This window comes from Gemmatimonadaceae bacterium (genome assembly GCA_035633115.1).
Classification (GTDB): domain Bacteria; phylum Gemmatimonadota; class Gemmatimonadetes; order Gemmatimonadales; family Gemmatimonadaceae; genus UBA4720.
This window is the reverse complement of record DASQFN010000103.1, coordinates 51871-74002: the sequence shown is the minus strand read 5'-3', so window position 1 is coordinate 74002 and position 22132 is coordinate 51871. Positions and strand designations below refer to the sequence as shown.

The following is a 22132-nucleotide window of genomic DNA, read 5'->3' as shown; positions in this document are numbered from 1 at the left end:
ATGCTGGCGCTTCGCGAGGCCTTGAACGCATCACGTCGCGCGCCATTGTTGAGCTCGCTCGGCGTCCTCACGATAGGGTTTTCGCTTTTTGCGTTCGGGCTTTTTGCGCTGGTGGCTCTCAACATCCGGCACGCGCTTCGCTCGGTGGAGGAGCGAGTCGAGATTCGCGCCTTCGTTGCCGACGGCACACCGTCGGATGCAGTTGCGGCCGCCATGGGCGACATCGGCGCGTTTCCCGAGGTCGCGCACGTGGACTTCGTCACGCAGGAAGGAGCTCTCGCGCGGGCGCGCAAGGATCTTGGCGAGTTCAGCGACGTTTTCGACGAGGCAACGCTCCCGGCGTCGATCGACATCCACCTCCGCGCTGGCTTGCGCAGCCCGGAAAACGTGAAAGCAGTGGCGGACCGCGTGAAATCGTACCAGTTCGTCGACGACGTCAGGTATGGAGAGGAATGGGTCGAAAAGCTCTACCGACTGAGGGGAATTGCACAGGCGGCGGGAATGAGCCTCGGCATTGCGTTCGGGGCAGTCGCCATAATCATCATCGGCGCGACCATTCGCGTCTCCGTTCTCGCGCGAGAGAAAGAGATAAGCATCATGCGACTCGTCGGCGCGACGGACGGCTTCGTGCGCGCACCATTCCTTATCGACGGCTTCATAAAGGGAGTGCTGGGAGGAATGCTCGCGCTCCTGCTGACGTGGATCGCGTACAGGCTCGTGGATACCCGCTTCCTCCGGCTCGTCTTCTTTGACAATCGGCTGATCGCTGTCGGAATCCTGAGCGGCGCGCTGATCGGTGTGGCCGGCAGTGCCACCTCGGTGTGGAGGCATCTCAGAAGATTGTGACGCGCACATTGGTCGTGGTGGCAACGCTCGCAATCATTGGTGCGACGGAGCTTGGAGCGCAGGAAGAAGGCGACGTGAAGCTCAGGCAGCAGCAGGCCGAGCTGGCGCGGATCAAGCGCGAGCGCGAAGCACTTCAGCAACGTATGCGCGGGCTGCAGAACAAGGTTCACGACATCTCCGAGGAAGTCGACAACCTGAATCGCCAGCACAACGCGACAGTGCGGGTGGTGCGCTCGCTCGACCAGCAGCTCACGATGCTGAACGGCGAAGTGGAGCATACGACGGCCAATCTCGTCCGCGCCCAGGACGAAGTTCAGGTCAAGCGCGCCATCCGCAGCAGGCGCCTGGTGGAGATCTACAAGCGCGGGCCGCTCTACACACTCGAAGTGATGCTTTCCGCGAAATCGTTCGCGGATCTGGTGGCGCGTTACAAGTACCTCCACATCATTGCCCAGCGCGACCGTGCGATTCTCGGCAGGGTCGATCAGCTCAGGCAAACGATCATCGGGCAGCGTCGGCAGCTCGTCTCGCTCCAGAATGGAGTCGAGCAGAACCGTACCTACAAGGCGGAAGAGGCTGTACGTCTTGCCGCGCTCGAGCGGGCACGCGTGAGGAGCCTGGCGCAAGTCCAGCAGGATGCGAAGAAGGCGCGAGCACGGCTGGCCCAGCTCGCAAAGAGCGAGGCGCGACTCAACAACGTTATCGCAGGTTTCGAGGCGGCGCGGCGGCGTGCGGCATCGCGCGCAGGAGGTGCGCCCGCCGCGCCAAGCTCGATTCGCACGAGTGACTACGGTCGTCTCGACTGGCCCGTGGACGGGAACATCATCTATCGCTTTGGCCGCGTGATCAATCCGAACAACACGACAACGCGCTGGAACGGAATCGGGATAGCCGCCGCGGAGGGCACGCAGGTCCGCTCAGTGTCCGCCGGGGAGGTGGTCCTCGCCGACGTGATGGGGACGTACGGCAACACCGTGATCCTTCAGCACGGCGGCGGCGACTACTCGGTGTACGGCTCGCTCGCCCGCATGGCGGTATCGAAGGGCGCGCGGGTAACGAAGGGACAGACAATCGGTACGATCGGCGCAACCGATCCGGCCTTGCCGGCGCATCTTCATTTCGAGATCCGGAGAGGCGGGCCGGCAGTTGATCCACTCACATGGCTGCGCGGAACCAGTAGTTCGCCGTAGCCTATCGGGACTCGTTAGCCGGTGACCGGCAGCCGGGGACCGGTTACCGAAGCCCGAATTCGATGCGCGGGTCCCGCTATGAGTCTCTCATTCCGCAGCCGAATCATGGTCGGTCTCGCCCATCGACCGGCTCCGCATGGATGATCACACGGCCCACCGTGGCGAACCGCTCTCGAAGCTCCTGCTCGAGCAGCTCCGTGCACCTGTGAATCTCGCCAACAAGGAGGTCAGCCCGGAACGCGCACGACAACACTGCGTCCCAGCTCGATCCGTCGGACGCATAGAGCCGCACCTCGACGATACCTTCTGTCAGCTCGCTGGCAGCGACCAGCCTGCGGATCGCACCAACGACCTCTGCGCGTTCCGATGTAACTTCGCGTCTCCGGCTCGAATTGGGCTCGGCCGCCTCGATGTGTGAGGCCACGCGTCGAAGACCCGGAACCTCCGTGATCAGGATCTCCTCGAGCTGCTCGGCCTGGGCGTGCGCTTCGGCAAGCGTCAGCGCCGGGTCGACTTCCATGTGCAGAACGCCTTCGAGTCCGTCAGCTACCTCGTATACCTGCTCGTGGTGCGTGGCAATCCCGAGCCGCAGGGCAATTGCGCGAATCGCATCGGCAGAGGTCTCCGCCAGAGATGCGCTCGGCTCGATGTGAACCAGCACCTCGGCTCTCGGGTCTACTCCGTTTATCGCCTGCTCGATTCGTTCGGTGATCTCGTGTGCCTGGGCGAAGCTCAGGGTTCGCGTGGTTGTTACAACCACGTCCGCAAATACGCGGTTGCCTGACTCCCGCATTCTCACCGGTCGCGCAGCGAGCACACCCGGAACATCGGCCGCGGCTCTCGTCATCCTTGCGCCCAGATCACCGGGCGCTCGATCCGTGAGCACGTTGACGGCGCGGATGCCGAGCTTTGCAGCCATGCCGATGATGAGCAGCGCCACCACGAGTGCGGCCGCCGCATCGGCTTTGAGAAGGATTCCGCCCGTGCCGGTCAGCTCCGCGTAGCTGGTGAGTGCCAGGCCGAACAGAACAACGCTCGAGCCAAAGAGATCTGCGCGAAAGTTGAGCGCATCGGCCTCTAGCGCCCGACTGTCGTATTTCCGGGCTGCGCGAGACAACGCGCGTGATCGCCAGAGATCGACGATGATGCTCACCGCCATGATGACGAACGCCCAGGGCGACGGTTTGATGTGGGACTCGGTTTCGGTGAGCCGGCGAACCGACTCGACGATGATGGCAGCGCCGGTGCCGAAAAGGAGCAGACCCTGGACGGTGGCCGACAGATTTTCGAAGCGGCCATGACCGTAGGGATGGTCAGCGTCAGGAGGCCGCGCGGCGACGCGAACCGAGACGGCGGTGAGAAGGGAGGCGAGTGCGTCGAGGCCGGAGTGCGCCGCCTCGGAAAGGAGACCGAGACTGCCCGTCAGCAACCCGCCTATGAGCTTCACGATCGAGAGAGCGACTCCCGCGAGCAGGGATCCGAGAGCCACCCGGTTTTTCTCCCTTAGATCCAAGTTCTCGTCGTGAATCACTGTCTGCCTTCCATAGAACACGAACAGTAACCGATCGCTTGAACGCCTACGACACCGGTTACAAGTTCCCGTTGACGTTTTACGATTGGGGCGTCAGGCTGAGGAGCCTCGGGTTATGGGTCGCGGAATACAACAGTTTTGGCTTGTGCTGTATATTAGGTGACACTAACTTCCTGCTTATGGACGAACAAAAATCAACCGTAAATCCCTCCAAAACCTCAGAAGAGTCTAACCTAACGCGACGGAGTTTCATCAAATCTGCCGGCATCGGCGGCGCTGGAGTCGTCGGGGTGGCAGCCATCGGACTGTCGCTACAATCGCAACGCGTTACGACCGGCCCCAATACCGGACCAGCCGAGCTGGGGGCGCGTGGGCATGCCACGATGATGCCCTCCATGGATGGAGAGGTGGACCACGTCAAGAACGGCTTCAATCCAAGCGCTCTCCTCACCGATTTCGATGCCGGCAAAATCAGCACGCTTCCAAACGGGCAGATCCTTCACGAATACACGTTCGTCGTTAAGAATCAGATGATCGAAGTCATGCCGGGGCTCGAGTTCGCGGCGTGGACCTACAACGGCCGGATCCCAGGCCCCACAATCAGGGTGAACGAAGGCGACCGCGTGCGGGTCGAGCTTCTGAATGCGAGTGACCACGCGCACAGTATCCATTTTCACGGAGTTCATCCCGGCAACATGGACGGCGTTTTCGACGCACGGTCGGGCGTCGTCGCCCCCAGCGGGAAATATGTCTACGAGTTCGACGCCGAGCCTTTTGGACTTCACCTCTATCACTGCCACACCGCGCCCCTCGCCAAGCACATCGCCAAAGGCCTTTACGGCGCTTTCATCGTCGACCCCAAGGGAGGAAGACCCAAGGTCGACCGCGAGCTCATAATGGTGATGAGCGGGTTCGACGTCGACTTCGACGGCAAGAACGACTTCTACCAGGTGAACGGGATTCCCTTCCACTACGACCACAAGAAGAATCCGATCAAGCTCAAGGTTGGCGAGCTCGTTCGCGTCTACCTGGTGAACACGCTGGAGTACGATCCGGTTAATTCCTTCCATCTCCACGCGAACTTCTTTCAGTATTACCCTACCGGGACCAGTCTAACGCCGAGCGAATTCACCGATACCGTTGCGTTGATGCAAGGCCAGCGTGGCATTCTCGAGTTCAGCTACAGGTACCCCGGCCTTTACATGTTCCACGCGCACAAAACGGAATTCGCCGAGCTGGGATGGACGGGCGTATTCGAGGTGGAGGCGTAAAGTCATGGCAACTGACTCTGGAGCACCATCCAAAGCGCGCGCCTGGCTCTTCTTCATCGCTCCAATCGTTGTGCTCGCGGCGGTCATCGCGCTGTTCGTGTCGACTCGGGGCGCCGGACTCAACGTCGAACCCGCTGTCCCTATCGAAACGGTCCAGTTCGGGCGCACGATCCTGCGGCCGGGTGAGATCGAGCTCCATCTCCGCAACACCAGCCCGCAGCCGATTACCATCTCCCAGGTCTCGATCAACGAGGCAATCTGGCCATATACCATATCTCCCGGGCGCATAATTCCGCGCCTCGGCAAAGCCGTTCTCACGCTTAACTACGTGTGGGTGCAGAGCGAGGCCTACGAGATCACGGTCTTCACTGGCAACTCGATTCCCTTCACGGCCTCCATACCCGTCGCCACCGTCACGCCGAACGCCTCGGCTGCAACGCTCTGGAAATTCACTCTGATCGGCATATACGTCGGAATCATTCCGGTCATTCTCGGAATGTTCTGGCTTCCCGCGCTCAGGCAGCTCGGCTCGCGGGCAATGCTGTTCCTGATGGCCGCGACAGTCGGACTTCTGATCTTTCTGGGAATCGATGCGATTTCGGAGGCACTCGAGATTGGCGGCGAGCTCGAGGACACGTTTCAGGCAACCGGGCTGATAGCGATTGGAATTGTCGGAACGTGGCTACTCCTTCAGGCGGTCAGCAGACGACAGGAGACGATTGGTCGCAGCGCCGCCGGCCAGCGTATGTCGCTTGCCGCAGTGATCGCAGTGGGCATCGGCCTGCACAATCTTGGAGAGGGACTGGCGATCGGTGCTGCGTATGCCGTCGGCGCAGCGGCTCTCGGGACTTTCCTCGTCGTGGGCTTCATCATTCAGAACATCACCGAAGGGCTGGGGATCGTCGTGCCGATCGCGAAGGACAAGCCGTCGCTTCGCACGCTCGCAATTCTTGGATTGATTGGCGGCGCACCCGCAATTCTCGGCGCGTGGGTAGGGGGGCTGGTATCTTCGCGCGCGCTGTCGGTTCTCTTCCTCGCGATCGGCGCGGGAGCGGTGTTTCAGGTTGCGTATGCGATCGGGCGAAAAATGGTGTGGACGACAAAAGCGGCGGATGAAATGCCTGTCACAGCCTTTGCCGGAGTCCTTGCGGGGATGCTCGTGCTCTATGTAACCGGCATCGCCATCAAGTAGATGTCACACGATTACGTCACGGTCGGCTTCGATGGTTCATGAGCTGACAGGCTCGCGGCTCAGCGCCACCGCCGAGGATTACCTCAAGGCGATTTACGCTATCGGAAGCGGTCAGACGACAGTGACAATCGGGTCTCTTGCCGAGCGTCTTGGCGTCACCGCGCCGTCCGTGAGCGGCATGGTTAGGCGATTGGCTGAGCAGAAATATCTCACTCACGAGCCGTACCACGGCGTGACGCTCACCGAGCTCGGCCGTCACAGAGCGCTCGAAACCTTGCGCCGTCACCGCGTGATTGAAACGTACCTCGCCTCGATACTCGGCTATTCGTGGGATCGAGTTCATGCAGAAGCGGAACGGCTCGAGCACGCTGCGTCAGACGAGCTGATAGATCGAATGGCGGAGGCTCTCGGCCAGCCGACGACCGACCCGCACGGGGCGCCGATTCCAACGCGCGACGGATCGGTCGATGAGACCGTATACCGCCCGCTGGAGACTCTCGAGGTGGAAGAAAGCGGCCGCGTGATGCGGGTAATTCACGAGGACGCGGCGATGCTGCGCTACCTGGATGAGCTTGGCCTTCGGCCCGGCGCGGAGGTGCGGGTCACGGCGCGAGCGCCGTTTGGCGGGCCCATGACTGTCGAAGTGTACGGGTCCCGAAAGTTTGTGGCCCCATCGCTCGCGGCGCAGGTCCTCGTCACGATGCCCGACTGACACGACGCCGGGCAAGATTGGGGGCGGCCACGCTTTCGGCGCAGGAACTCGCTGATCCACGCACGCTGGCTTCGCCGCCGGAACGAGGCTAGACTTCGCCGGGTATGAGATTCGTGCCACGATTCTCAAGGATGCTCCCGCCCGCACTCTGGCGACCCGCTGTGTTTCTCGCAGCGCTCGCGCAAATCCTTCTCGGTGTTGCGCCGATCACTGAAATCAGATTCGGTGATGACGCGGGTGCCCACATCGAGGCCGCGGGAACTCAGCTTCATCACTCACACTCCGACGCCAACTGCCCGGCATGCGTCGGGCAGCACCTGCTCGCAACGGCCGAGCCTCGAGCTGCCACACATTACGCGATCGCGAGCGCGAGGCCGCACGCGGCAAGGAGCGCCACGGATTTCAGCAGTCGCCTCGCCGGCCGCGCCAGCTGGTCCAGAGCCCCTCCGTCCCTGTTCTAGCCGGCTGATCGTCCGCATCAGCGGCTCGATCGCCCGCCTGTAGTGAACCTCGCCGGCGTTCAGTGCTTTCTGACGCCCTGACCACTACCACAGAATGCGAACGGGACAAACCACCAATGAAAGGAAGACTCATAGTCGGCGCGCTTTTTCTGGCGGCGCCGTGTTTGGGGCTGGCTCAGACTCCGTCTGAGAGGGCAAGACGCGATTCTGTCGCGCGGGCCGACAGCATCGCAAAGGCTGATTCAATCGCGCTGGTGCGCGAGCTGGAGAAAGAGCTTGGCGGTGTCGCAGCCGATACGGGCACGGCGGCGCAGGCGCCGCGGGGATCCGGCGGCTACATGAACATCGGATTCACTGCGCTGACGGACGCAGGGTGGTCCACCGAGCCGGACGTTGGCTCCCTGCAGCTCGGCGATCACGACCCCCATGTCCGCGGGTTCACGATCCCCAATGCCGAGCTCACGCTTGACGGCGCCGTGGATCCCTACTTCAAGGGGTTCACCAGCATTGTCTTCAAGCTTGACGAGAACGGTGAAACGGGCGTCGAGCTCGAGGAAATCTACGTGCTCACGAGCTCGCTGCCGCATAATCTGCAATTGAAAGCCGGGCAATACTTCGCGGAGTTCGGCCGGCAGAATCCGCAGCATCCGCACTCGTGGGCTTTCGTCGACCAGCCGCTGGTGCTCAACCGGATGTTCGGCCCGGATGGTCTCCGCGGGCAGGGCATGCGCATGTCATGGCTGCTGCCCACCTCCTTCTATGCGGAAGCCCAGGTGGGCATCATGAACAGCAGAGGGGGAACGACCTGGAGCTTTCGGTCCGACGAATCGGCGGAAATCCATGGCGGCGTTCCGGTCGAGCGAGAAGTGGAAGGCTTCGGGGACATGCTGATCGTTCCGCGCATCGCCACCTCCTTTGACGTCAGCGAGACGCAAACGGTTCTTGTCGGCGCGTCGGCGTCGTTCGGTCCGAATAATTCCGGACCTTCAGCCAGCACCCGGGTGTACGGTGTTGACGCCTATTGGAAGTGGAAGTCTGCGACGGCTCAGGCGGGGTTTCCGTTCCTCTCGATGCAGGGCGAGGCGCTGTTCCGCAGCTATGACGCAGCGGAGCGAACGTCGGCGGAAGATCCGACGCACATCCTGCCGGAGGAGACGCTCAAGGATCGCGGCGCGTACGCTCAGCTGTTGTGGGGAATAAAACCCCGAATCGTGGCGGGAATCCGCGGTGACTGGGCAAGAGGCGACGACGCCTCAGTGCAGACACCGCTGCGCGCCGATCGGTTTCGCCTGTCTCCCAACTTCACCTGGTACCCGACTGAATTCTCGAAATTCCGTGTGCAATACAACTACGATGATCGCACCGGGATTGGCACCGACCACTCGCTCTGGTTCCAGTTCGAGTTCCTGCTCGGTGCGCACGCGGCACACAAATTCTAAACGTGCAAAATAGGAAAAATGAGAATGCTGAACCCAAAACAGTTCGCGGCGTTCGCGCTGATGGCAGTTGCAGCCACTGGCTCGCCGGCTGCTGCACAGCTTCGCGTCGTTGCGACCACTCCAGACCTTGCATCACTCGCGCGAGAGATTGGCGGAAGCACCGTCAGTGCCACGGCCCTCGCGAAACCGACGGAGGACCCGCATTTCGTCGATGCGAAGCCGAGCCACATAGTGACGCTCAACCGCGCGGACGCGCTCATCGAAGGCGGAGCTGAGCTCGAGCTCGGATGGCTGCCTCCGCTGCTGGAGAACTCGCGTAATGCGAAGATCTCCGCCGGCGCGCCGGGCCGCATAGTCGCATCACAGGGAATCAGGATGATGGAGATTCCCGCGGCATTTGATCGATCGAAGGGCGACGTACACGCGATGGGCAATCCTCATTTTCTGATCGATCCGCTGAATGCGAAGATCATTGCCCGGCAGATCGCCAGTCGCTTCTCGCAGATCGACCCGAAGTCGGCGGCGTCCTACAGGGCGAATCTCGCAAGGTTCAACGCAAGGCTCGACTTGAAGGTGGCGGAGTGGCAGAAGCAGCTCGCACCCTATCGGGGCGCGAGGATCGTGACCTACCACAAGGACTTCGTTTACTTCGCCCCACGCTTCGGCCTGAGCATCGTCGAGAGTCTCGAGCCCAAGCCGGGCATTTCGCCGTCGCCCGCGCACCTCGCCTCGGTGATCCGCAAGATGAAAGCGACAAATGCGCACGTGATTCTCGTGCAGCCCTTCCAGAACCGGAGGACGGCGGAGACGGTGGCACGTCAGACAGGCGCGGCGGTACTGAACGTCTCACAGCAGCCGGGTGCGCGTCCCAACACGGGCACCTACTTCGACATGATGGACAATCTCGTGAATACTCTGGCTGGTGCCCTCCGGACGCAGTGATGAGCGCCGACTTGCAGGTAGTCTGGGAGGTCATGAAGTGGCCGCTGGCTGCTTGCCTGCTGTTTCCCCCGATCCTCGTGTACCTCGGGCTGCACGTCGTAGAAAGAGAAGTGATCTTCGTGGATCTCGCGCTCGCGCAGGTGGCAACACTCGGCACCTGTGTGGCCCTCCTCATGGGATATCATTTCGACGATCGCGCCACCTTCTGGATTTCGCTCGCTGTGACGTTTCTCGGAGCGGCATTCTTCAGCTGGTCGCGCAGCACGGAGAAAGGACCCGTGCCGCAGGAAGCAATCATCGGGATAACGTTCGTTGTGGCCGCGGCCGGCGTGATTCTCCTGCTCAGCCGTGTCGCGGGAGGGAAGGAAGAGCTCGAGCACCTTCTCACGGGCGACATCCTCAATGTGACAAAGGGTGCGATCGGCCAGCGCATACTGGTCTTTGCGGCGCTGGGAGCCTTCTACGCAGCGTTCCACCAGCGCTTCGTGCTGATATCGTCCGATCCGGAGAGGGCCTTTGCGTCCGGAATACGGGTGCGTCTGTGGGACTTTCTGTTCTACGCGGCGTTTGCTCTCGTCGTCGTAAGCTTCGTTCGTCTTGCCGGAGTTCTGCTCACATTTGCTTACCTCATCGTGCCAGCGGTCTGCGGGACGATGCTGGCGCAGCAGTGGATGAAACGACTGGTCATAGGATGCGCGGTCGCGGCGGCAGCCGGCTTGCTCGGTTTGTGGACTTCCTATCAGCTTGATCTACCCACGGGTGCAGCGATCGTGTGCGCCTCAGGGGTTCTTCTGGCGATTGTGGGCGTCTTCGTTTCCATCCGGCGCCGCGCCTAGGCGCGGGTACGCGGCCACACGAGTGACTCTCGCGACTCAGGCGGGCCTGTAAGTACAACGGTGAAGGTGCCGTGGCCCGGCTTTTCGCGTAATTTGCCCGTTAAGGAGCGCGCGAACGTCCTGATCTTTCCGAACCTGAGCGCGGGCAATATCGCGTACAAGCTGCTGCATCACCTTGGTGGGGCGACGGCAATCGGGCCGATCCTCGTTGGAATGAACCGACCGGTGCATGTGCTCGAGCGAGGCGCGGATGTGCAGGACATCGTCAACATGGCCGCAGTGGCGGTGATGGATGCGCAGGAACGATCCACGGGGCGCGCGGCATTGGCAACACGAGAAAAGGAACAGACTGTGAGGGCTGGATAGCATGGCAACGGAGACAAGACCCGAGCGTACGTCGGCGCGCCGCGAGAGTGCAATCGGCCTGGGGAAACAGGGGCTGCACCCGACGGGTGATGTTCACTGGAACCTCATCGCTCCCGAGCTGATGCACGCGGCCGCCAGGCGCAACGAAGGCGAATTCGCCGAGATGGGGCCGTTCGTCGCGCGGACCGCACCGCACACGGGCCGGTCGCCCAACGACAAGTTCGTAGTGAAAGAAGAGTCGTCGGAAAAGGACGTAGACTGGGGCAAGGTCAACCAGCCCTATTCGTCCGACAAGTACGAAGTTCTTCTCGCCGATGTGCGGGCGCACCTGGATGGAGCGAACGAGATCTTCGTCGAGGACCTCTACTGCGGGGCCGACCCCAATTATCGTCTGTCGGTTCGATACGTTTCACCAAACGCGTGGCACATGGCGTTCGTGCGAAACATGTTCATCCGCCCCGAAGTGTCTGATCTCCCGACGTTCGATCCGAACTTCACGGTGCTGCATGCTCCCGAGTTCCAGGCTGACCCGAAAAAGCACGGCACGCGCACCGGAACGTTCATCGTGCTCAACATCGCCGAGCGGACGATTCTGATTGGCGGGACGCGTTATGCGGGAGAGCTCAAGAAGTCGATGTTCGCGGTGATGAACTATCTGCTTCCAAAGCAGGGTGTGCTGTCCATGCACTGCTCGGCCAACCTGGGCCACAATGGCGACACCGCGCTCTTCTTTGGCCTGTCGGGCACCGGAAAGACAACGTTGTCCGCCGATCCCGACAGATCTCTCATTGGTGACGACGAGCACGGATGGTCACATGACGGCGTGTTCAACTTCGAGGGCGGGTGCTACGCGAAGGTGATCAACCTCTCGCCCGACGGCGAACCCGACATTTATCGAACGACGCAGATGTTCGGAACGATCCTCGAGAACGTGGTGCTCGACCCGACGACGAAGCGCGTCAGGTTCGAGGATCAGTCCATTACCGAAAACACTCGAGCTTCATATCCACTTGGCTACATCCCGAACAACGTTCCCAGCGGAAGAGCCGGGCATCCGAAAAACGTCGTGTTCCTCACAGCGGATGCATTCGGAGTGTTGCCACCCATAGCGCGACTGACGCCGGATCAGGCGATGTACTATTTCCTGTCGGGATACACGGCAAAAGTCGCCGGGACCGAGCGCGGTGTCACGGAGCCTCAGGCTACGTTCAGCGCCTGCTTCGGGGCGGTGTTCCTCGTCTGGCATCCGACGAAGTACGCGCACATGCTCGGTGAGCTCCTCGAGCAGCACGAGTCGAACGTCTGGCTCGTGAACACGGGCTGGAGCGGCGGGGCATATGGTGTCGGGAAGCGGATGAAGCTCGCCCACACGCGCGCGATGATCCACGCGGCACTCTCAGGCAAGCTGGATCAAGCGAATTACCGGACCGACGCGGTTTTCGGGTTGTCAGTGCCCACAGCCATTCCTGACGTCCCGACCGATGTTCTGGAGCCACGCGGAACCTGGAGTGACGGCGCCGCCTATGACGCGCAGGCCGCGAAGCTGGCCGGCATGTTCCGCGAGAACTTCAAGAAGTTCGAAAGCGCCAGCGAAGCCGTCAGGAACGCCGGCCCCAAGGGGTAGACGACTCCGGTCGCGCATGCGGTTCGAAATCCTGCGCGACCCGCTCTGGAACAATATACGTGTCGATGAGCTGACTCTCCGGCTCATCGATACGGATATTTTTCAACGCCTGCGTTACGTCCGGCAGCTCGGTCTTGCGTACCTGGTGTATCCCGGTGCAACCCATACTCGCTTCGAGCACGCCGTAGGAGCTTATCATCTCGCGCGGGCAACGCTGGCGACGATGGCCGAGCGCGACGGACTCGGCGGAGCGAACGCAGAGGAGCAGGCCGTGATACGGGCGGCTGCCCTGCTGCACGACGTTGGACATTATCCCTTCTCGCATGCTCTCGAGGAAATTGGTCAGCTGCATCACGAGGATGTCGCTCGCCCGCTGATTACCGCGGGCGCAATTGCTGATCTCTTGTCGGCGGGGATAGCCGCAGATGCGCCTCAGAGAGTCTTCGAGCTCGTCAGTGGAGCCAGCCGGAGTCCCCTGCAGGGACTGATCTCAGGCTCGCTCGATCTCGACAAGATCGAGTATCTCAAGCGCGACGCGTTCATGTGCGGCGTTCCATACGGCGAGATAGACGTCGATCGGCTGACAAACTCGCTGCTAGTGCTCGATGATCCCGAGAGCGGGCACCCCGCGATTGGCGTCCTGGAAAAGGGCCTCTCGGCGCTGGAGTCGCTTTTGTTCGCCAAGTATCAGATGTACCGTAACGTGTACTGGCATCACGCAGTGCGCAGCGCGACGGCGATGTACAAGCGAATGGTGGAGGACGCGCTTCGCGTAGGGGCGATCGACGCCGAGCTGCTGCCCTCCTATACGGATGAGGGCCTGTTGCACCGGCTGGAGCACGCAGCGCCGAGCTCACTTCTCGATGCTCTCAAGAGCAGGCGACTCTACAAGCGAGCGCTCGAGTGGCCGGCGAGCCAGCTCGACGATGGGTTCGGCGAGTGGGTGGCGACCGACCGCGAGCGCACTCGTGCAGCCGAAGACGCGCTGGCCGCCGAGCTCGGAGTGAAGCCTGGCGAGGTGTTGCTGGATTTCCCGATCAAGACGCAGATGCTGGGACTCGATATTCCGGTTCTGCGACGCAACGGCGAGGTCGAGCGCTTGACCGGGGAAGGCTGGCCGGGAACGATCAATCTTCCAAGCCTGTCCGAAGCCCTCTATCGGAGTGCGCGTTGGCTCCGAGTTTTCGTTGCGCGGCGGACGGACATTTCGCGGACGCGGGTTGAGGGTCTTCTTGGCGAGATTCCGAACTAACCACGGAACTGCGGAACTACAACAGAATGGTAAAAACGATTTGGCGGATTTTAACGGATTCGGCGGATACTACGGAGGTTCTTTGGTCAACAGCAACGACGGTCGGGATAATGATCCGTCGTTCCGTCGTTCCCAAGAAATTCTGTAGTATTCGCCGAATCCGTTAAAATCCGCCAAATCGTTTTTCCATTTCTTTGTAGTTCCGTAGTTAGTCCGCACTCCGCAGTTCGGCGAGCCCCTCAAAAAGCTTGAGCGCTTCGGGATTCGCCAACGCTTCCGTGTTTTTCACCGGCCGCCCGTGAACGACATCACGGACCGCCAGTTCGCTGATCTTACCGCTGATCGTGCGGGGGATGTCCGTTACCTGAACGATCTTCTTCGGAACGTGGAGAGGGCTCGTGTTCTCGCGAATCTGCTGCCGAATCCTGTCGCGCAGCGCGTCATCGAGGTTGGCACCGTCCCTTAGCCGAACGAAGAGCACGATCCTCACATCGCCCGTCGCGTCGTCTCCGATCTCCTGCCCGATTGCGACACTCTCCAGAACGTCAGGCAGCTGCTCCACCTGGCGGTAGATCTCGGCCGTGCCGATGCGAACTCCACCCGGGTTCAGCGTCGCATCGCTCCGGCCGTAGATGATGAGCCCGTCGTGACGCGTGAGCTCGCTCCAGTCTCCATGGCGCCACACGTTGGGATATCTCTCGAAGTAAGCGGCGCGATACTTCACGCCGTCGGGGTCATTCCAGAATGCGACCGGCATGCTGACAAATGGACGAGTGCACACCAGCTCGCCCGGCTCCTGCACCACTGACTCACCGTTCTCGTTGAACACGTGGACCGCCATTCCCAGCGCCCGCGTCTGCAGCTCGCCGCGGTACACCGGCGCGATTGGATTTCCCCCGGCGAAACACGAAACGATATCCGTGCCACCACTGATGCTCGCCAGGTGCACATCCAGCTTCACTTTCGTGTAGACGTAGTCGAAGCTGTGGCCGGCGAGGGGACTTCCGGTCGACAGAATCGTTCGCAGCGCGCCCAAGTCATGGCTTTCGACAGGTGAAAGGCCGTGCTTCTCGCACATCGCCAGGTACGTTGCGCTCGTGCCGAACACCGTGATGCCTTCCTGATCCGCCATGTCCCACAGGCTTTCGTTCTTCGGCGAGAACGGCGCGCCATCGTACAGCACGATCGTGGCGCCGAGAGTAAGCGAGCTGACCAGCCAGTTCCACATCATCCACCCACACGTGGTGAAGTAAAAAACGCGGTCCTCGCGCTTGATGTCGGTGTGAAGCCCATGCTCCTTCAGATGCTGCAGGAGCGTCCCGCCGCCTCCGTGAACCATGCACTTCGGCAGTCCGGTCGTCCCCGACGAGTAAAGGATGTAGAGCGGATGATCGAAGGGCAGTCGGTCGAAGCTGAGCTCCGCAGCCTCCGCCGAGCCCGCGAAGTCGTCCCATGCCCGCGCGCGAGGGATACGAGATGCATCGGCTTGCCCGCCGCCATAGGGAACCACGACGACCCTCTCGATAGAAGGAATTCGACTAACGACCTCGGTGATCCGCGCTCTCAGCTCGATCTCTTTGCCGGCGTATCGATACCGTTCCGTGCAGAAGAGAACACGCGGCTCGATCTGGCCGAACCGGTCCAGAACTCCCTGGACACCGAAATCGGGGGAGCACGACGACCACACCGCACCGAGTGACGCGGCCGCAAGCATTGCGATGACCGTCTCCGGGATGTTCGGCATGTAGCCCGCGACGCGATCACCACGCTGGATTCCGTGCGCCCGAAGCGCTGCAGCAACACGGCCTACCTCACGGTACAATTCGTCGTAGGAGAGCGCACCCTGCCGCCCAGTCTCGTTCCACGAGACTATCGCATCCCGATCGTCTCGATGGCGCAGCAGATTCTCCGCAAAATTCAGCCGGGCACCAATGAACCACCGAGGGCCGGCCTCAGGGTGAGGCGGCGCCATGCGGCCAAGTCCGCGAATTACTTCGTCCCACGGATCACCTTCCCGCTCGTCGGCGACTACTTCAAAGAACGACCAGATCGCCGGCCAGAATTGATCGGGATGCATAACAGACCAGCGGTAGAGCGCCGCGTAGTCGCGCGGGCCGGCGTCGCTTACATAACGCAAAAACGCAGACATGTTTGCCTGCGCTATGCGTTCTTCCGACGGCCTCCAAATCGGCTGATCCAAGTCTCTACCCCATCACTGACGAAGCGACTAGCTCGTCGGGGGTGAGAACTGCTCGTGCTGCGTGTCCAGCCACGACTTGTGGTACGACTTGTCCTCGATGTCCATCGCCTGCTTCGCGACCTTGAGCGGACGGAAGCTGTCCATCATCACCGCGAGCTCGTCGGTGTGTTTCGCTCCGATGCTCGCCTCCGCGCGCCCCGGATGCGGACCATGCGGGATTCCATCGGGATGATGTGTGATGCTCCCGAACTCGATGCCTTTCCGGCTCATGAACTCGCTCGACGCGTAATAGAGAACCTCGTCGGAGTCGACATTGCTGTGGTTGTACGGAGCCGGTACTGCCTCGGGATGGAAGTCGTACGGGCGAGGGCAGAATGAGCAGACTACGAAGCCGTCGCCCTGGAAAGTCTGGTGGACGGGCGGCGGCTGATGCACCCGGCCGACTATCGGCTCGAAGTCACGAATGTTGAACGCCCACGGATAGAAGTAGCCGTCCCATCCCACGACGTCGAACGGGTGGTGGTCGAGCACGAGCTCGTTGATGCCGTCGTACTGTTTTACATACAGCGAGAAATCGCCCACCTCATTGCGCGGCTCGAGCAGAATCGGCCTCCTGATGTCGCGCTCCGAGTAGGGCGCCCCCTCGATGAGCTGCCCAAAGTCGTTCTTGTAGCGCGACGGATACCGGACATGTCCCCGGCTCTCGAATATCACCAGCCTGGTCTGCTCTCCTTCGAGATTCATTCGGAAGCGGTGAAGAATCCCGCGATGAATCACGAGGTAGTCGCCTTCCCCGTACTCCAGATTGCCGTAGACGCTCTCGAGAACCCCATTCCCCTTGCTCACGTACACCAGCTCGTCGGCCTGCGCGTTCCGATAGAAAAATTCGTCGTTCTTCGTCGGCTCCACGTACAGCATTGCGATGTCGGCGTTGAACAGGAGCGGAATTCTGTCCAGTGTCGGACTTCCGCCCGGCTTTACGCGCGACGTGAGGAAATGGCGGTGATGAAGAGTCTGGTCCGCGTCCGCTTCGTACCCGGTCTCCTTCACCCGTCGCACGGACTTCACCGTCGTAGGGGGATGGATGTGATACAAGAGCGACGACGTTCCGTGAAATCCCTCGTGCCCCATCAGCTCCTCGGCATACAGTCCGCCGTCGGGCTTGCGGAAAACGATGTGCCGCTTGCGAGGGATTGTTCCGAGCGTGTGATAGTGTGGCACTCAGAGATTTCCTCTCAGCGCCTGTTCTCGTTCGATCGCCTCGAAAAGCGCCTTGAAGTTGCCCGCGCCGAAGCTCTTCGCGCCCTTTCGCTCGATTATCTCGTAGAACAGCGTCGGCCTGTCCTCAACCGGCTTGGTGAATATCTGAAGGAGATACCCCTCATCGTCACGGTCAACGAGAATTCCGAGATCTCTCAGTGACGTAAGGTCTTCGTCGATGTGGCCCACACGATCGAGGACAGTGTCGTAATAGGTGAACGGAACACGAAGGAACTCGACGCCGCGGTCCCGCAGCTCGGTGACGGTCGTGATGATGTCGTCCGTTGCGAGTGCGATGTGCTGCACACCAGGGCCACCGTAGAATTCGAGATATTCGTCGATCTGCGACTTCTTCTTTCCTTCCGCCGGCTCGTTGATCGGGAACTTGATCCGGCCGTTGCCGTTGGCCATCACCTTCGACATCAGGGCGGAGTACTCGGTGGAGATGGTCTTGTCGTCGAAGGTGAGAATGTTCGTAAAACCCAGAACGTGCTCGTAGAATTTCACCCACTTGTTCATCGCGCCAAGCTCGACGTTGCCGACACAGTGGTCCACGTACTTCAGACCAACGGGCTTCGGCCGGTACACGGTTTCCTTCGCAACGAAACCCGGCATGAACGAGCCGCGGTAATTTTTCCTCTCCACGAGCGTGTGGATGGTGTCGCCGTAGGTTCGAATCGCGGCAATCACGATCTCGCCATCGTCGTCCTTCAGCACCTCCGGCTCGCGGGCCGGCTTTGCTCCTCGCTCGACGGCCAGGCTGAATGCCACGCGCGCATCGTCGACCCAGAGCGCGATGTCTTTCACCCCATCCCCGTGCTTTTGGATATGCTCGGCGATTTCTCCATCGGAGCGAATCGGCGTAGTCAGCAGGAGGCGTACCTTGTCCTGCTGCAGCAGGTACGTCGCGCGGTCACGCGTTCCGGTCTCGGGACCTCGATACGCAATAAGCTCGAACCCGAAAGCGCTGCAATAGAAGTGGGCAGCCTGCTTGGCGTTACCCACGTGGAACTCGATATAGTCGGTCCCATTGATCGGGAACGTGTCCGCATGCTGCTCGGCTGCGGGTAGTGTCGCGGTGGCCATTCGGATCTCCAGCCTGATTGAGTCGCTTCCCAGCTACCGTTAACAGTACATCAGAACGCGAGAGTTATGCCGGTGTCAGTCCCCTGTTACCGCCTCTCTTCCCTTCGCTTCGGCGAGTTTTCGTGCAATTCCGCGGTAAAAAGACGCGTCTGCGGGCTTCTGGTGCTCGTCCATGTTGAGCGCTGCTACCTCCAGCGCGAAAAGGATGTTGCCGAGGTAGAGTTGGGCTACGCCGGCGACCGAGTCGGGGGCGTCATCCATGCCGCGCCTGGGGAACCGGCGTAATCTCACCGGTCTGGAACCTCGTATCGGCCGTGATCACTTTCACGACGATGGCCGTGATGTTGTCGATGCCGCCGTTGTTGTTGGCGTCCGAGATCATGGCGTTGACGATGCGGTCGGGCGACGCCCGCGACTGCAGCAGCTGGAGGAGCCGCTTGTCCTCGACCATTCCGGTGAGCCCGTCGCTGGCGAGGAGGAAAACATCTCCGACTTTCGTCTCTCCCGTGATCACATCCGGCTCGATGTCATCGGACATTCCGATGCAGCAGGTGATGACGTTGCTCTGCGGGTGATGCCTCGCCTGTTCCGCCGTTATGAGGCCGGCGTCGACCTGCTCCTGCACGAGTGAATGGTCGCGCGTGAGCTGTTTCATCACACCGTCACGCAGCAGGTAGATTCTCGAGTCGCCGACGTGGCCTATGAGGTAGTGCGTATCCGAGAGAAGCAGCGCCGAAGCCGTAGTTCCCATCCCCGATTTTTCGAGCTCTTTTGTCGTGCGCTGGTACACGGACCTGTTCGCCTGCCTGAGCGTCTCCGACAGCTTTGGGCCGGCGTCCGGGGCGGTGAGGTCGTTGAGATCCGCAAGCTCCGCTGACAGCAGATCGACGGCCATCTGGCTGGCGATTTCGCCGGCCGCATGACCGCCCATCCCGTCCGCTACTATGAATAGCCCTCGATACTCGTTAGCGTCGGCGTGAAGATTGTCTTCATTTCCACGCCGCATTCTGCCTGTATCGGTTCGCGCGGCAACGGCAAGATGCACTAGCGGGCTCTCCCCGCTCCGCGCGGGTGAAAGGGGTTGATGGGAGTGGCTTGCGACTTCGAGAGGTGCCTCAAACTACCCGTCGCCCATAGAGGCGGCAAGCACCGCTTCCGCCACCGAGTTACCATCGGCTTGCTCCCCGCTTTGCAGGAGCCACAGGCGTTCATATAGCCCTCTGTAATCGAGAAGAGCGCGATGGCTGCCGCGCTCAACGATCTCACCGTAATGTAGCACGAGTATCTCATCGGCTCCGACGATCGTGCTCAAACGGTGCGCCACCGCGATCGTTGTCCGACCCTCCAGCAGAACCGAGAGCGCGTGCTGGATCTCAGCCTCGATCTCGCTGTCCACAGCGCTGGTTGCTTCGTCGAGCAGAAGCAGCGACGCGTCGGCGGCCACGGCGCGGGCGAACGAAAGAAGCTGTCGCTCGCCGACGCTCAGAGAGGCGCCGCGTTCTCCGAGCTGATGCCGGTAACCATCAGGCAGGCGTCGGATGATTCTGTCGGCGCCCACTCGCGCCGCCGCCGCGGCGACTGCCTCGTCACCAAGAGGATTCGACAGCCGGATGTTCGTCGCTATGTCGCCCGCGAAGAGGAAGATGTCCTGCTGCACGTATGCGATGAGGCCGCGCAGCTCCTCCACCGGCATTTCGCGAATATCCAACCCGTTTACCTGGATACGCCCCTTCTGGGGGTCGTAGAATCGCATCAACAGGTTGACGATCGTTGTCTTGCCCGCGCCCGTGTGTCCGACGAGCGCAACCGTTTGTCCTGGGCGCACCGTGAACGTAACGCCCTTGAGGACCCACTCCCGCTCGCCCGATGAAACCTCACCCGCCGCAAGATGCCCGCGGTCGTAAGCAAACCAGACGTCCTCGAATGTTACCTCGACGGGAGTACGCTGCCTCGGCATTGCGACTGCGATTCGTGCGTCCGACGCAGGCTCTGTATCGAGGAGCCCGAATATTCGCTCGGAGCTTGCCATGGCCGCCTGCAGGATGTTGAACTTTTCGGCCAGGTCCTGAAGCGGCTCGAAGAAGCGGCGCAGCAGCTGGAGAAAAGCGGCTACAGTCCCGACGGTGAGTGTTCCCGCTCCGACGCGCGAGGCGCTGGCGACGATGAGCGACGCCAAACCAATCGACATCAGAATCTCTACCGCCGGAAAATAGAGAGCGTAAACTCGAATGGACCGAAGGTGTGCCTCGAGGTGCTCACGGTTGAGCTTGTCGAAGCGTTTTGCCTCGGCTCCTTGCTGCCCGTACAGCTGAACGATCCTGATTGCGGTGATGCGCTCCTGAAGGAAAGAGTTGATCCGTGCGAGGCGTGTGCGAATGGCTCTGTAGGCTGCGCGGACTCTCGTACGAAAGAGATGCGACGCGAGTGCAACCGCCGGAATCACGACGTGAGCGACGAGCGCGAACCTCCAGTCCATGACGAACATTGCAGCGCTGATTGCAAGCAGTGTGAAGACATCGCCGAGAGCGGCGACGAAACCGGCTGTGAAGAGCTCGTTCAGCGCTTCGACGTCAGCCGTTACCCGCGTCACGAGGCGGCCGGCGGGATTACGGTCGAAGAACGGGATCGAGAGGCGTTGGAGATGCGTGAAGATTTCCAGGCGAAGGTCGCGCATCACGCGCTGACCGAGCAGACTCGTCAGCCATGTCTGCCAGTAGGAACAGACGAATTGCGCAATCAGTGCTCCAATGAACAGAAACACCGAGGTGGTGATGATCGTAGTGTCACGTCGGGGCAGCGCGACATCTATTACGCGCTGAGTGAGGATTGGTCCGACGAGCTCGAGGAGACCTGCGAATGCCAGCAGGACCAGCGCGCCGGCGACGAGCGCGCGATACGGTCGGATGTATTTGAGTAGACGGCGCACGAGGCGCCGGTCATACGCTTTGCCGAGCGCTTCCTCCTCGTGCAGGGTTGCGGGGTGCGACATTCAGCCGTATGCTAACCGCTGCCATAGCACCTCGCCACCGCCCCAGGGGGACTGGTACGCAGGTTGCACTCCCCTGAGGTCTCGGTCCAGGCATCTGGACTGCCATTCACCTTATTGGAGGAGAAATGAGCTTTCTAGCATGGATCGTCCTTGGCTTGATCGCTGGTGCGATAGCCAAGGCAATAATGCCTGGCAACGATCCGGGCGGGATCATCGTGACGATGATCATAGGAATCGTCGGCGCCTTCATAGGTGGATTCCTTGGCAATACGATCATGGGCCTGGGCATCAACGGCTTCACATGGCAAAGTCTTCTTCTGGCGATCGTCGGTGCGCTGGTGCTGCTTTGGATCTATCGCATGACAACACGCGGCCGAACTCGGGTTCCATAGCGAGCCCCGCTGGTTTTGTAGTGCCGAAGGGTCACTGAATGCCGCTCTGGCTGTACTGGATTCTTCTGGGTCTGGTCGCCGGAACACTCGCCAAGTTTCTGGTGCCGGGGCGGGACCCTTCGGGATGCGTAGTCACCATAGTTCTGGGAATTGTCGGTGCGTTTCTTGGCGGTTTCATCGGCACGCGCATCGGTTGGGGCACGGTCACGACTGGTAGCTTTGATTTCAGGTCGATCGGCCTCGCAACTCTAGGGGCTATACTTCTCCTGCTTCTCGGTCGCATCGTCCGGCGTATGTAGCTGAGGAAGTCGTGCGGTCGGGCTGGTTTGGGGCTGTCTCCGAGAGCAGCTAGCTCGGATGCAGTCTACGGAGCCCCACTCTTCGCTGCGGCGTCTTCCAGACGCCGCGGCTTCGAACACCGTGGGTCTCCTCGCTGCATCGAGACGCTGCTCTCCGGAGACACCCCAAACCCGCCCTCCACGACCTTCGATCGTGCGCCAATTAGACGCAAAAGACCGATTCCAAGGCGGAGCGCAGCAACAT

The 22132-nt window shown here is 61.1% G+C and carries 21 protein-coding genes; 14 read left to right on the top strand and 7 right to left on the bottom strand.

The window, feature by feature from the left end:
• Both VES88_13380 and VES88_13375 read left to right on the top strand, forming a co-directional pair.
• Complete coding sequence (locus tag VES88_13380) at window positions 1-846, top strand: permease-like cell division protein FtsX (protein HYN82490.1); 846 nt, start codon at window positions 1-3, stop codon at window positions 844-846.
• A complete protein-coding gene (locus VES88_13375; GenBank protein ID HYN82489.1) occupies window positions 843-2036 on the top strand; it encodes a peptidoglycan DD-metalloendopeptidase family protein in 1194 nt (397 codons plus the stop codon). The genes VES88_13380 and VES88_13375 overlap by 4 nt, the downstream gene beginning before the upstream one ends.
• A 103-nt stretch (window positions 2037-2139) precedes the next feature.
• On the opposite strand, the gene VES88_13370 is transcribed toward VES88_13375, so the two are convergent.
• Window positions 2140-3525, bottom strand: a complete 1386-nt coding sequence (locus VES88_13370) for a cation diffusion facilitator family transporter (protein ID HYN82488.1) — start codon at window positions 3523-3525, stop codon at window positions 2140-2142.
• A 332-nt stretch (window positions 3526-3857) separates the two neighbouring features.
• Here VES88_13370 and VES88_13365 point away from each other — a divergent pair, with 332 nt between their 5' ends.
• The 10 genes from VES88_13365 to VES88_13320 all read left to right on the top strand — a co-directional run bounded on the left by VES88_13365 (window position 3858) and on the right by VES88_13320 (window position 13662).
• The gene (locus tag VES88_13365) at window positions 3858-4838 is read left to right on the top strand and encodes a multicopper oxidase domain-containing protein (protein HYN82487.1); all 981 of its coding nucleotides are present in this window, start codon (window positions 3858-3860) and stop codon (window positions 4836-4838) included.
• A gap of 4 nt (window positions 4839-4842) precedes the next feature.
• Window positions 4843-6030: a hypothetical protein gene (locus tag VES88_13360; protein ID HYN82486.1), complete on the top strand. Its 1188-nt coding sequence runs from the start codon at window positions 4843-4845 to the stop codon at window positions 6028-6030.
• Between the two features lie 31 nt (window positions 6031-6061).
• Window positions 6062-6742 carry a metal-dependent transcriptional regulator gene (locus VES88_13355; GenBank protein ID HYN82485.1) on the top strand — a complete coding sequence of 227 codons (681 nt, stop codon included), beginning with the start codon at window positions 6062-6064 and terminating at the stop codon, window positions 6740-6742.
• Between the two features lie 113 nt (window positions 6743-6855).
• Entirely contained in the window at window positions 6856-7203 is a 348-nt protein-coding gene (locus VES88_13350) for a hypothetical protein (GenBank protein HYN82484.1), read from the top strand.
• A 116-nt stretch (window positions 7204-7319) separates the two neighbouring features.
• Complete coding sequence (locus VES88_13345) at window positions 7320-8642, top strand: hypothetical protein (GenBank protein ID HYN82483.1); 1323 nt, start codon at window positions 7320-7322, stop codon at window positions 8640-8642.
• Window positions 8643-8666: 24 nt separating this feature from the next.
• Window positions 8667-9584 (top strand): metal ABC transporter substrate-binding protein, encoded by a 918-nt coding sequence (locus VES88_13340; GenBank protein HYN82482.1) that lies wholly within the window; start codon window positions 8667-8669, stop codon window positions 9582-9584.
• Window positions 9584-10420 carry a metal ABC transporter permease gene (locus VES88_13335; GenBank protein HYN82481.1) on the top strand — a complete coding sequence of 279 codons (837 nt, stop codon included), beginning with the start codon at window positions 9584-9586 and terminating at the stop codon, window positions 10418-10420. Before VES88_13340 ends, VES88_13335 begins: the two co-directional genes overlap by 1 nt.
• Window positions 10421-10480: 60 nt before the next feature.
• A complete protein-coding gene (locus VES88_13330) occupies window positions 10481-10786 on the top strand; it encodes a phosphate acyltransferase (protein HYN82480.1) in 306 nt (101 codons plus the stop codon).
• A 1-nt stretch (window position 10787) separates the two neighbouring features.
• Entirely contained in the window at window positions 10788-12410 is a 1623-nt protein-coding gene (gene pckA, locus VES88_13325; GenBank protein HYN82479.1) for a phosphoenolpyruvate carboxykinase (ATP), read from the top strand.
• A 16-nt stretch (window positions 12411-12426) separates the two neighbouring features.
• Entirely contained in the window at window positions 12427-13662 is a 1236-nt protein-coding gene (locus VES88_13320) for an HD domain-containing protein (protein ID HYN82478.1), read from the top strand.
• 208 nt (window positions 13663-13870) lie between these two features.
• Here VES88_13320 and VES88_13315 read toward each other — a convergent pair whose 3' ends face one another.
• The 6 genes from VES88_13315 to VES88_13290 all read right to left on the bottom strand — a co-directional run bounded on the left by VES88_13315 (window position 13871) and on the right by VES88_13290 (window position 21197).
• Complete coding sequence (locus VES88_13315) at window positions 13871-15862, bottom strand: acetoacetate--CoA ligase (GenBank protein ID HYN82477.1); 1992 nt, start codon at window positions 15860-15862, stop codon at window positions 13871-13873.
• Between the two features lie 27 nt (window positions 15863-15889).
• Window positions 15890-17083, bottom strand: a complete 1194-nt coding sequence (locus VES88_13310; protein ID HYN82476.1) for a homogentisate 1,2-dioxygenase — start codon at window positions 17081-17083, stop codon at window positions 15890-15892.
• Window positions 17084-18208: a 4-hydroxyphenylpyruvate dioxygenase gene (gene hppD, locus VES88_13305; GenBank protein ID HYN82475.1), complete on the bottom strand. Its 1125-nt coding sequence runs from the start codon at window positions 18206-18208 to the stop codon at window positions 17084-17086. It lies immediately after the preceding gene.
• 75 nt (window positions 18209-18283) lie between these two features.
• Complete coding sequence (locus VES88_13300; protein HYN82474.1) at window positions 18284-18469, bottom strand: hypothetical protein; 186 nt, start codon at window positions 18467-18469, stop codon at window positions 18284-18286.
• Window positions 18462-19253: a Stp1/IreP family PP2C-type Ser/Thr phosphatase gene (locus VES88_13295; protein HYN82473.1), complete on the bottom strand. Its 792-nt coding sequence runs from the start codon at window positions 19251-19253 to the stop codon at window positions 18462-18464. Before VES88_13295 ends, VES88_13300 begins: the two co-directional genes overlap by 8 nt.
• 75 nt (window positions 19254-19328) lie before the next feature.
• Window positions 19329-21197 carry an ABC transporter ATP-binding protein gene (locus VES88_13290; GenBank protein ID HYN82472.1) on the bottom strand — a complete coding sequence of 623 codons (1869 nt, stop codon included), beginning with the start codon at window positions 21195-21197 and terminating at the stop codon, window positions 19329-19331.
• Between the two features lie 125 nt (window positions 21198-21322).
• Between VES88_13290 and VES88_13285 the strand changes: the two genes are divergently transcribed.
• Together VES88_13285 and VES88_13280 are read left to right on the top strand one after the other, a co-directional pair.
• Entirely contained in the window at window positions 21323-21589 is a 267-nt protein-coding gene (locus VES88_13285) for a GlsB/YeaQ/YmgE family stress response membrane protein (protein ID HYN82471.1), read from the top strand.
• Between the two features lie 38 nt (window positions 21590-21627).
• Window positions 21628-21888: a GlsB/YeaQ/YmgE family stress response membrane protein gene (locus VES88_13280; GenBank protein ID HYN82470.1), complete on the top strand. Its 261-nt coding sequence runs from the start codon at window positions 21628-21630 to the stop codon at window positions 21886-21888.
• Window positions 21889-22132 lie beyond the last annotated feature (244 nt).

What these genes read in the sequence shown, in the direction of transcription:
- VES88_13380 (HYN82490.1), top strand. Translation starts at nt 1, where the DNA reads ATGCTGGCGCTTCGCGAGGCCTTGAACGCATCACGTCGCGCGCCATTG.
- VES88_13360 (HYN82486.1), top strand. Translation starts at nt 4,843, where the DNA reads ATGGCAACTGACTCTGGAGCACCATCCAAAGCGCGCGCCTGGCTCTTC.
- VES88_13355 (HYN82485.1), top strand. Translation starts at nt 6,062, where the DNA reads ATGGTTCATGAGCTGACAGGCTCGCGGCTCAGCGCCACCGCCGAGGAT.
- VES88_13345 (HYN82483.1), top strand. Translation starts at nt 7,320, where the DNA reads ATGAAAGGAAGACTCATAGTCGGCGCGCTTTTTCTGGCGGCGCCGTGT.
- VES88_13340 (HYN82482.1), top strand. Translation starts at nt 8,667, where the DNA reads ATGCTGAACCCAAAACAGTTCGCGGCGTTCGCGCTGATGGCAGTTGCA.
- VES88_13335 (HYN82481.1), top strand. Translation starts at nt 9,584, where the DNA reads ATGAGCGCCGACTTGCAGGTAGTCTGGGAGGTCATGAAGTGGCCGCTG.
- pckA (HYN82479.1), top strand. Translation starts at nt 10,788, where the DNA reads ATGGCAACGGAGACAAGACCCGAGCGTACGTCGGCGCGCCGCGAGAGT.
- VES88_13320 (HYN82478.1), top strand. Translation starts at nt 12,427, where the DNA reads ATGCGGTTCGAAATCCTGCGCGACCCGCTCTGGAACAATATACGTGTC.
- hppD (HYN82475.1), bottom strand. Translation starts at nt 18,208, where the DNA reads ATGGCCACCGCGACACTACCCGCAGCCGAGCAGCATGCGGACACGTTC.
- VES88_13300 (HYN82474.1), bottom strand. Translation starts at nt 18,469, where the DNA reads ATGGATGACGCCCCCGACTCGGTCGCCGGCGTAGCCCAACTCTACCTC.
- VES88_13290 (HYN82472.1), bottom strand. Translation starts at nt 21,197, where the DNA reads ATGTCGCACCCCGCAACCCTGCACGAGGAGGAAGCGCTCGGCAAAGCG.
- VES88_13285 (HYN82471.1), top strand. Translation starts at nt 21,323, where the DNA reads ATGAGCTTTCTAGCATGGATCGTCCTTGGCTTGATCGCTGGTGCGATA.
- VES88_13280 (HYN82470.1), top strand. Translation starts at nt 21,628, where the DNA reads ATGCCGCTCTGGCTGTACTGGATTCTTCTGGGTCTGGTCGCCGGAACA.